This is a genomic window from Rhodovulum sp., assembly GCF_011048875.1.
In the GTDB taxonomy this organism is placed as follows: Bacteria; Pseudomonadota; Alphaproteobacteria; order Rhodobacterales; family Rhodobacteraceae; genus Rhodovulum; species Rhodovulum tesquicola.
The window spans coordinates 1-8,199 of sequence record NZ_DSDD01000354.1; the positions used below are offsets into that span (position 1 = coordinate 1).

Below are 8,199 nucleotides of genomic sequence, written 5' to 3' on the forward strand. Positions count from 1 at the left end.
CGCGAGAGCAAGTACCGCGCGCAGGCCAGCCGTCAGCGCCGCGAGGCGGCCAAGCTCAAGCGCGAACTCGACAAGGTCAAGGCCGACAAGCACAGGACCGAAGGCCGCGACGAGATCCTCGCGTTGCTTGAGACGGACGGCAAGACCGGCTAGACGACGCCATGGCGTCCGATGTCAGGGTCAAGATCTGTGGTGTGACGCAGCCAGCGGCCGTGACGGCCGCAGTTGCTGCGCATGCGTCCTATCTGGGCTTCGTCTTCTTCTCGAAATCGCCCCGCAATCTCGGGACGGAGGCCGCCCGCGCCCTTGCCTGCGAGGTGCCGCCCGGGATCGCCAAGGTGGCGCTTACGGTCGATGCCGAGGACGCAACGCTGGCGGCGATCCTCGACCGGGTGCCGATCGACATGCTGCAACTGCACGGCCATGAAAGCCCCGACCGCGTGGCCGAGATCCGCGTGCGATTCGGCCTGCCGGTGATGAAGGCGGTGGGCGTGGCAGACGAGGGCGATCTGCCCGGTCTCACCGAATACGCCCGGGTGGCTGACCAGCTTCTGGTGGATGCCAAGCCGCCCAGGGACGCCGCGCTGCCCGGCGGTAACGGGCTGTCCTTCGACTGGCGGCTGATCGCGGGGCGGCGCTGGCCGGTGCCCTGGATGCTGGCGGGCGGACTGACGCCCGACAATGCGGCCGAGGCGATCCGGCTGACCGGGGCGCGGCAGGTGGATGTGTCCTCCGGCGTGGAATCCGCGCCGGGGGTCAAGAATGCGGCTATGATAGCGCGGTTCATCGCGGCCGCGCGCGGGGAGGAAACGCAATGAAGGGGCTTGCCGGACTGATTGCGGTGCTGGTGCTTGGCGCGCTGGTCATGGCCTTCACCAAGCCGACAGAGGCCGATTTCAAGGCCGCGCTCGAAGCCCGGCTTCTGGCGCGGATCGACGCCGCCGATCCAGAGGCGGCGGCCGATCCGGTCGAGGCGATCCTGCTGGCCACTTGCAAGCTGGGCCGGGTGCAATGCGCGCAACTGATCCGCTCGCTGATCGCGCTGGACTATGAGGACAAGGTGCTGTTCTCGCGTGCCGAGGTCCGGCTGGGTGACACCGATAGCGCCACCTGTATCGGGGCCTTCACCCGCATCTTCTGCACCGAACGGTGACGGTCCGGCCCCCGCGCGACCGGCAAGGGGCTGGCTTTACCGCGTCGGGGACACGCGATAGACAGGGCTCGACCGAGGAGGAGCGCGCGAGATGGCCGACGATCTGATCAATTCCTTCATGACCGGCCCGGACGAACGGGGCCGGTTCGGCATCTTCGGCGGGCGCTTCGTGTCTGAGACGCTGATGCCGCTGATCCTCGAGCTTCAGGCGCAGTACGAGCACGCCAGGACCGACCAGAGCTTCTGGGACGAGATGGAGTTCCTGTGGAAGCATTATGTCGGCCGGCCCAGCCCGCTTTACTTCGCGGAACGGCTGACCGACCGGCTGGGCGGCGCCAAGGTCTACATGAAGCGCGACGAGCTGAACCATACCGGCGCGCACAAGATCAACAACGTGCTGGGCCAGATCATCCTTGCCCGCCGCATGGGCAAGACCCGCATCATCGCCGAGACCGGCGCGGGCCAGCATGGCGTCGCCACGGCGACGGTTTGCGCCAAGTTCGGGCTGAAATGCGTGGTCTACATGGGCGCAACCGATGTGCAGCGCCAGGCGCCCAACGTCTTCCGCATGCGCCTTCTGGGCGCGGAAGTGGTTCCCGTCACCTCCGGCCGGGGCACGCTCAAGGACGCGATGAACGACGCGCTGCGCGACTGGGTGACCAATGTGCGCGACACCTTCTACTGCATCGGCACGGTCGCGGGGCCGCATCCCTATCCGGCGATGGTGCGCGACTTCCAGTCGATCATCGGCAAGGAAGCCAGGGCCCAGATGTTCGAGGCCGAGGGCCGCTTGCCAGACACCCTGGTCGCCGCGATCGGTGGCGGGTCGAACGCGATGGGGCTGTTTCATCCCTTCCTCGATGACCGCTCGGTGCGAATCATCGGGGTCGAGGCGGGCGGGCATGGCGTCGACGACCGCATGGAGCATTGCGCCAGCCTGACCGGCGGGCGGCCGGGCGTGCTGCATGGCAACCGCACCTATCTGTTGCAGGACGAGGACGGCCAGATCCTCGAAGGCCATTCGATATCCGCCGGGCTCGACTATCCCGGCATCGGGCCGGAACATGCCTGGCTGCACGAGACGGGCCGCGCCGAATATGTCGCGATCACCGATGCCGAGGCGTTGACGGCCTTCCAGCTGTGCTGCGAGACCGAAGGCATCATCCCCGCGCTGGAACCCAGCCACGCGCTGGCCCATGTCGCCAAGATCGCCCCGGACCTGCCCGCCGATCACATCATCTGCATGAACATGTGCGGCCGCGGCGACAAGGACATCTTTACCGTCGCCCGCCATCTGGGCTTCGACATGGGCGGGCACTGAAGGCGCGGGATCAGGGCAGGGCGTGGCGTTCCAGAACGTCCAGCGGCACGATCTCCAGCGCCGCCTCATGCGTGGCCGCCAGATCGACCCGCGGCGCGCAGCCCTCGTCATGGGCCTGAAGAAAACGGCCCGCGCACAGGCACCAGCGGTCGCCCGGTTTCAGCCCCGGAAACCCCCATTCCGGGCGCGGTGTCGACAGGTCGTTGCCCACATATTTGGAATAGGCCAGGAATTCGGCGGTCATCACCGCGCAGACGGTGTGGCTGCCGCGGTCCTCGGGGCCGGTGTCGCAGCAGCCGTTGCGATAGAACCCGGTCAGCGGCGTCGATGAACAGGGGGCCAGCGGCCCGCCCAGAACGTTGATCGAAGCGGCCCTTTGGTTCGCCATCGTCCTTCTCCTACCTGAAGCGGTCCACCAGTTTCTGCAACGCCGAGCGGCCGTCTTCAGGCGCGGGCTCTGCGGCGCTGATCGGCGCGGGCTGTTGTTCGGTCTCGCGCCCTGCATTGCGCGGCGGGGCGGTGCGCAGCGCGACGGCATTCAGGAACCGCGCGCCGTCCCCCTCGGCCAGCACCACCGCGCCTTCGGAAATCCCGCGCATCAGGTCATCCAGCCAGTCCTGGTCGGCCTTGGCGAAATCGCTGAGAACATAGGCCGAAACCCGGTCCTTGTGGCCCGGATGCCCGATGCCCAGCCGGACCCTCTCGAAATCCGGCCCGATATGGGCCTGGATCGAGCGCAGCCCGTTATGCCCTGCATGCCCGCCGCCCTGCTTGAGCCGGCATTTGCCGGGCGCAAGGTCCAGCTCGTCATGGAACACGGTCAGATCGGCCGGGGTCAGCTTGTAGAACTGCGCCGCCGCCTGCACCGAATCGCCCGAGCGGTTCATGTAGGTCTCGGGTTTCAGCAGCACGACCTTCTCGTTCCCCAGCCGCCCCTCGGCCATCTGGCCCAGGAACTTGGCCCGCCAGGGTGCGAACCCGTGATCGGCGGCGATCCGGTCCACGGCCATGAAGCCGATATTGTGCCGGTTGGCCGCATATTTCGCGCCCGGATTGCCGAGCCCCACGAACAGGCGCATGAGCGCTCTCCCTGCTTGAACTTTTGCCCTTGATGCCGTGAACTGGCCGCGGATTCCAGAGCGGCAAGACCGGGAGGCACGCGCGATGTATCTGACGATGAACCGCTTCAAGGTGAAACCGGGCAGCGAAGAGGCGTTCGAGACGGTCTGGAAGAGCCGCGACAGCCATCTGAAATCCGTGCCGGGCTTCGTCGCCTTCCATCTGCTGAAGGGGCCCGCAAAGGACGGCTATCGCCTTTATGCCTCACATACCTTCTGGGACAGCGAGGCCGCGTTTTCCGCCTGGACGAAATCCGAGGCGTTCCGGGCCGCGCACAAGGGGGCCAAGGGGCCGTCCGACCTCTATATCGAGCCGCCAGAGCTGGAGATCTTCGAGTCGGTGCAGCATCTGTCCTGACGTCTGCCGCGTCTTTTCTGCGCATTTCGGCGGCAAACGCCTGTGAAACGGGCAGTGGAGCCGTTGCCGCGTTGCGCGCGTGCGCCGGGACAAGGAATTGGAAACCCCGCCGCCCCGAGTCTCGTGGAAAAGCGAGGCGACGCGCATGTGGCATTTCCTTTTCCGGCTTTCCCGGGCTTTGCGGCGGGGCAGGGACGGGTTTTCGGCCCTCGCTCTTGCGGCCCTGATGCTGGGCACGCCCGCGATGGCAGGCGCAGCCCCCTTCGACCCCGATGCGACGCTGGCCGAACTTGCGCCCCTTGCCGCCCCGGCGGACGGCGCCGACCTGTCCGATACCGCAAGGCTCGAGGCCGGGATCCTCTGTGTCGCCTGGGCGCGGGACATGATCGCGCAACATTGGCGCGTGCTTGACGCGTTGGACGGGCCGGGCACCTGGTCACGGGCGCGTCAGCAATTGTGGTTGCAGGCCGGTTGGGTCGAGGAGTTCGAGTCCCGGCAGTTGCGCCCGGTGATCGCCGCGGCCAGCCAGAGCGATCTTCTGGATACCTGGTGGCCCGATGGCGTGCGCACGGAGGCGGGCAGCGAGTCCGCGCTGCGGATGCACCGGTTCTGCACCAGCCTGCCGGGCCTGCTGGGCACGATCACGCCTGACACGCCGCAAGGGTTCCAGGCGCCCGTCCGGTCGAAACGGAAACGGGGCCCCGCAGGGCCCCGCTCCGATCCATAACGGGGGAAGGTGTCAGCCTTCCTCGCCCTCGCCCTCCTCGGCTTCGCCATCGGCCGAGCGCAGGCCGGACGGTGCCGAGATGTTCGCGATCACGAAATCGCGGTCGGTGATCGTGGGGCGCGTGCCCTCGGGCAGGGCCACGTCCGAAATGTGGACGATATCGCCCACGTTCAGACCCGACAGGTCCACAACCAGCTTCTCGGGGATCTCGCCTGCGGTCACCATCAGTTCCACCTCGGGACGCACCACGGTCAGCACGCCGCCGCGTTTCAGGCCCGGGGATTTCTCGTGGCCCACGAATTCGACCGGGATGTAGAGGTTGATCCGCGAGGTGCGGCGCAGGCGCATCAGGTCGACATGGATCGGCAGGTCCTTGACCACGTCGCGCTGAACGCCGCGGCAGATCACCCGCACGTCGTCGTGGCCGTCGACCTTGAGGTTGAACAGCGTCGACAGGAAGCGGCCGGCCTTCAGGCGCTTGAGCAACTCGTTGTATTTCAGATTGATCGGCAGCGGATCGGTGCCGCCGCCATAGACGATGCCCGGAACGAGTTGCTCACGACGAGCCCGACGGGCGGCCCCCTTGCCTGTCCCCGTCCGTTCCGTGGCGAAGAGATCCGGAATCTCACCAGCCATTGGTCATTCTCCTGCGGTTCTGGGCATCCTCCAAGGGTGTATGCCCGGTTGAAGCCGTGCCCATAGCCGAGACCGCGCCGATTGGGAAGGGCAAAACCGGGCGATCAGGCCCATCTGCCCTCGAAATCCTCGGGCACCAGCAGGATGTCGCGGTCCAGCGCCGCGACCGACTTGCGCCCGCACAGCGCCATGGTGGTGTCCAGTTCCTTGTGGATCACCTCCAGCGCGCGGGTGACGCCCGCCTCGCCCATCGCGCCCAAGCCATAGACGAAGGCCCGGCCGATATAGGTGCCCTTCGCCCCCAGCGCGAGCGCCTTGAGCACATCCTGGCCCGAGCGGATGCCGCCATCGAAATGCACCTCGACCTGATCGCCCACCGCGCGCACGATCCCCGGCAGTGCGCGGATCGAGGACAGCGCCCCGTCCAGCTGTCGCCCGCCATGGTTCGACACGACGATCGCATCGGCACCCACATCGGCGGCCCTGCGCGCGTCCTCCTCGTCGAGGATGCCCTTGAGGATCAGCTTGCCGCCCCATTGCTCCTTGAGCTTGCGCACCTTGTCCCAGTCGAGCGAGGGGTCGAACTGCTCGGCCGTCCAGTCGGTCAGCGACGAGGCATCGCTCACGCCCCTGGCATGGCCCACGATATTGCCGAAGAACCGCCGCTTGGTGCCCAGCATCTCCAGCCCCCAGCCCCATTTGGTGGCAAGGTTCGCCATTGTTCGCAGCGTCGGCTTGGGCGGGGCGGACAGCCCGTTCTTCAGGTCCTTGTGCCGCTGGCCGAGGATTTGCAGATCCAGCGTCAGCACCAGCGCCGAACAGCGCGCATCCTGGGCGCGTTGCAGGATGCGCGCCACGAAATCCTCGTCGCGCATCACGTAAAGCTGGAACCAGAAGGGTTTCGTGGTGTGGGCCGCCACGTCCTCGATCGAACAGATCGACATGGTCGACAGCGTGAAGGGCACGCCGAACCTCTCGGCCGCGCGCGCCGCCTTGATCTCGCCATCGGCCGATTGCATCCCCGTCAGCCCGACCGGGGCCAGCGCCACCGGCATCGCCACGTCCTGCCCGATCATGGTCGAGGCGGTCGAGCGCCCCTCCATGTCCACCGCGACGCGCTGGCGCAGCCGGATCCAGGCAAAGTCCGACACGTTGTCGCGGAATGTCTGCTCGGTCCAGCTTCCGGATTCGCAGTAATCGTAGAACATCCGCGGCGCGCGGCGGGCATAGATGCGGCGCAGGTCCTCGATGGTGGTGATGACGGGCATCGCGCGTCTCCCTGAGATTGGTCAAGGCGATTTACCAATCGGACCGGCGGCCCGCAACGCTCTTGGCGCTTGCGGGCGCGGCATGCTTTGGCCTAGCTGGGTCCATGAGCGATGTGCTGATTGCCTTTCTGGCCGCGCTGGCTGCAGGTCTGATGACCGGGGTGGGGGCCTCGCCGGTCCTGTTCGGCCGCACCGTCACGCGCCGGGCCAACGACACGATGCTGGGCTTTGCCGCGGGCGTCATGCTGTCGGCCTCGTTCTTCTCGCTGATCCTGCCGGGGATCGAGGCGGCCGAGACGCTTTATGGCAGCGTCCCCATCGCGGCGCTGATTGCGGGGGGCGGCATCGCGCTGGGTGCGCTGGCCGTGGCGGCCCTGAACGACTTGGTGCCGCATGAACATTTCTTCGCCGGCCGCGAGGGCGCCGAGGCCGCGGCGCTGGCCCGGATCTGGCTGTTCGTCTTCGCCATCACGATCCACAACATCCCCGAAGGCATGGCCGTGGGCGTGGCCTTCGGTGCGGGCGATCTGGCCAAAGGAATGCCGCTGGCAATCGGCATCGGGTTGCAGAACGCGCCCGAGGGGCTGGCGGTCGCGCTGGCGCTGCGCGCCCATGGCTACCGGCGCGGAACGGCCTTCCTGATCGCGCTGGCCACGGGCCTCGTGGAGCCGCTGGGCGGTGCTGTCGGCGCCGCGGCGGTCGCGGTCTCGAGCCATCTGCTGCCCTGGGGGCTGGCCTTCGCGGCGGGGGCGATGATCTACATCATCAGCCACGAGATCATTCCCGAAACCCATCGCCATGGCCGCCAGAACCGGGCGACCCTTGGGCTGACGATCGGGCTGATCCTGATGATGGTGCTGGACGTGACGCTGGGCTGATCCCTGCACCCCAGGGGCGTGCCCGAGGCGTGCCGGACCCGTTTCACCTTTATTCACGATTCTGGCCAAATTCCTACCCAAAGACCTGCCTAGCCTCGTTCCAGGTGTGCGAGGTATATGATGGTCAGGAAACTCATCCCCATTCTGGTGGGGCTACTCATGCTGTCGACTCCGGTCATGGCTCAGAAGGCGGGCGTTGGCGCCTGGGAAAACCCGAGCTACACGATGATCCGCTGGATCGAGGATGCGCCGGGGCTTGGCTGGTATTACAACTGGCGGACCGACCAGATCTGGTCGCGCCAGAAGCAGCGGCGCGATGTGGACTTCGTGCCGATGATCCATGGGGCCAAGGACGTGAACAAGCCGATCAAGTCGGATCGGCGGGTCACCACGCTTCTGGGCTTCAACGAGCCCGACGGCTATGGCGGCGATCACCAGGCGGGAATGACGGTGGCCGAGGCCATCGCGCTCTGGCCCAGGCTGCAGGCGCGCGGGCTGAGGCTTGGCAGCCCGGCGACCACGCGCGACCAGACGCTGGGGCCGAATTCCTGGCAGCGCCGCTTCATGTCCGAAATCGAGCGGCGCGGCATGCGGGTCGATTTCATGGCGGTCCACTATTACACGACCGATGGCGATGTCGAGGCGTTCCGCCGCTGGCTGATCCAGGTGCATCGCGAATATCGCCGGCCGATCTGGGTGACCGAATTCGCCTATATCGACTGGAACCGCCCGCGCGCCGC

The 8,199-nt window shown here is 67.0% G+C and carries 11 protein-coding genes; 7 read left to right on the plus strand and 4 right to left on the minus strand.

What is annotated here, in order from left to right; translation table 11 throughout:
• The first annotated feature begins 161 nt into the window (after positions 1–161).
• The 3 genes from ENN83_RS12385 (at position 162) to trpB (ending at position 2,474) form a co-directional block, all read left to right on the plus strand.
• Positions 162–818: a phosphoribosylanthranilate isomerase gene (locus ENN83_RS12385; RefSeq protein WP_287187433.1), complete on the plus strand. Its 657-nt coding sequence runs from the start codon at positions 162–164 to the stop codon at positions 816–818.
• Complete coding sequence (locus tag ENN83_RS12390; RefSeq protein WP_287187435.1) at positions 815–1,153, plus strand: hypothetical protein; 339 nt, start codon at positions 815–817, stop codon at positions 1,151–1,153. The genes ENN83_RS12385 and ENN83_RS12390 overlap by 4 nt, the downstream gene beginning before the upstream one ends.
• 91 nt (positions 1,154–1,244) lie before the next feature.
• A complete protein-coding gene (gene trpB / locus ENN83_RS12395; RefSeq protein WP_287187436.1) occupies positions 1,245–2,474 on the plus strand; it encodes a tryptophan synthase subunit beta in 1,230 nt (409 codons plus the stop codon).
• A 10-nt stretch (positions 2,475–2,484) separates the two neighbouring features.
• Here trpB and ENN83_RS12400 read toward each other — a convergent pair whose 3' ends face one another.
• Together ENN83_RS12400 and pth are read right to left on the minus strand one after the other, a co-directional pair.
• Positions 2,485–2,862 carry a DUF2237 family protein gene (locus ENN83_RS12400; protein ID WP_287187438.1) on the minus strand — a complete coding sequence of 126 codons (378 nt, stop codon included), beginning with the start codon at positions 2,860–2,862 and terminating at the stop codon, positions 2,485–2,487.
• Positions 2,863–2,872: 10 nt separating this feature from the next.
• Positions 2,873–3,553, minus strand: coding sequence for an aminoacyl-tRNA hydrolase (gene pth, locus ENN83_RS12405; protein WP_287187440.1), 681 nt, complete (start codon positions 3,551–3,553; stop codon positions 2,873–2,875).
• 85 nt (positions 3,554–3,638) lie between these two features.
• Between pth and ENN83_RS12410 the strand changes: the two genes are divergently transcribed.
• Entirely contained in the window at positions 3,639–3,950 is a 312-nt protein-coding gene (locus ENN83_RS12410) for an antibiotic biosynthesis monooxygenase family protein (RefSeq protein WP_287187442.1), read from the plus strand.
• A gap of 226 nt (positions 3,951–4,176) precedes the next feature.
• Positions 4,177–4,677 carry a hypothetical protein gene (locus tag ENN83_RS12415; RefSeq protein ID WP_287187444.1) on the plus strand — a complete coding sequence of 167 codons (501 nt, stop codon included), beginning with the start codon at positions 4,177–4,179 and terminating at the stop codon, positions 4,675–4,677.
• 12 nt (positions 4,678–4,689) lie between these two features.
• Here the strand turns inward: ENN83_RS12415 and ENN83_RS12420 are convergent, their stop codons facing one another.
• Positions 4,690–5,313: a 50S ribosomal protein L25/general stress protein Ctc gene (locus ENN83_RS12420; RefSeq protein ID WP_287187446.1), complete on the minus strand. Its 624-nt coding sequence runs from the start codon at positions 5,311–5,313 to the stop codon at positions 4,690–4,692.
• A 104-nt stretch (positions 5,314–5,417) separates the two neighbouring features.
• Positions 5,418–6,581 carry an alpha-hydroxy acid oxidase gene (locus ENN83_RS12425; protein ID WP_287187448.1) on the minus strand — a complete coding sequence of 388 codons (1,164 nt, stop codon included), beginning with the start codon at positions 6,579–6,581 and terminating at the stop codon, positions 5,418–5,420.
• A 104-nt stretch (positions 6,582–6,685) separates the two neighbouring features.
• Here ENN83_RS12425 and ENN83_RS12430 point away from each other — a divergent pair, with 104 nt between their 5' ends.
• Positions 6,686–7,459, plus strand: coding sequence for a ZIP family metal transporter (locus tag ENN83_RS12430; RefSeq protein WP_287187450.1), 774 nt, complete (start codon positions 6,686–6,688; stop codon positions 7,457–7,459).
• Between the two features lie 177 nt (positions 7,460–7,636).
• The coding region (locus tag ENN83_RS12435) for a glycosyl hydrolase (protein WP_287187452.1) at positions 7,637–8,199 on the plus strand (563 nt) is incomplete at its 3' end.

What these genes read in the sequence shown, in the direction of transcription:
- ENN83_RS12390 (WP_287187435.1), top strand. Translation starts at nt 815, where the DNA reads ATGAAGGGGCTTGCCGGACTGATTGCGGTGCTGGTGCTTGGCGCGCTG.
- ENN83_RS12410 (WP_287187442.1), top strand. Translation starts at nt 3,639, where the DNA reads ATGTATCTGACGATGAACCGCTTCAAGGTGAAACCGGGCAGCGAAGAG.
- ENN83_RS12420 (WP_287187446.1), bottom strand. Translation starts at nt 5,313, where the DNA reads ATGGCTGGTGAGATTCCGGATCTCTTCGCCACGGAACGGACGGGGACA.
- ENN83_RS12400 (WP_287187438.1), bottom strand. Translation starts at nt 2,862, where the DNA reads ATGGCGAACCAAAGGGCCGCTTCGATCAACGTTCTGGGCGGGCCGCTG.
- ENN83_RS12425 (WP_287187448.1), bottom strand. Translation starts at nt 6,581, where the DNA reads ATGCCCGTCATCACCACCATCGAGGACCTGCGCCGCATCTATGCCCGC.
- ENN83_RS12385 (WP_287187433.1), top strand. Translation starts at nt 162, where the DNA reads ATGGCGTCCGATGTCAGGGTCAAGATCTGTGGTGTGACGCAGCCAGCG.
- pth (WP_287187440.1), bottom strand. Translation starts at nt 3,553, where the DNA reads ATGCGCCTGTTCGTGGGGCTCGGCAATCCGGGCGCGAAATATGCGGCC.
- trpB (WP_287187436.1), top strand. Translation starts at nt 1,245, where the DNA reads ATGGCCGACGATCTGATCAATTCCTTCATGACCGGCCCGGACGAACGG.
- ENN83_RS12430 (WP_287187450.1), top strand. Translation starts at nt 6,686, where the DNA reads ATGAGCGATGTGCTGATTGCCTTTCTGGCCGCGCTGGCTGCAGGTCTG.
- ENN83_RS12415 (WP_287187444.1), top strand. Translation starts at nt 4,177, where the DNA reads ATGCTGGGCACGCCCGCGATGGCAGGCGCAGCCCCCTTCGACCCCGAT.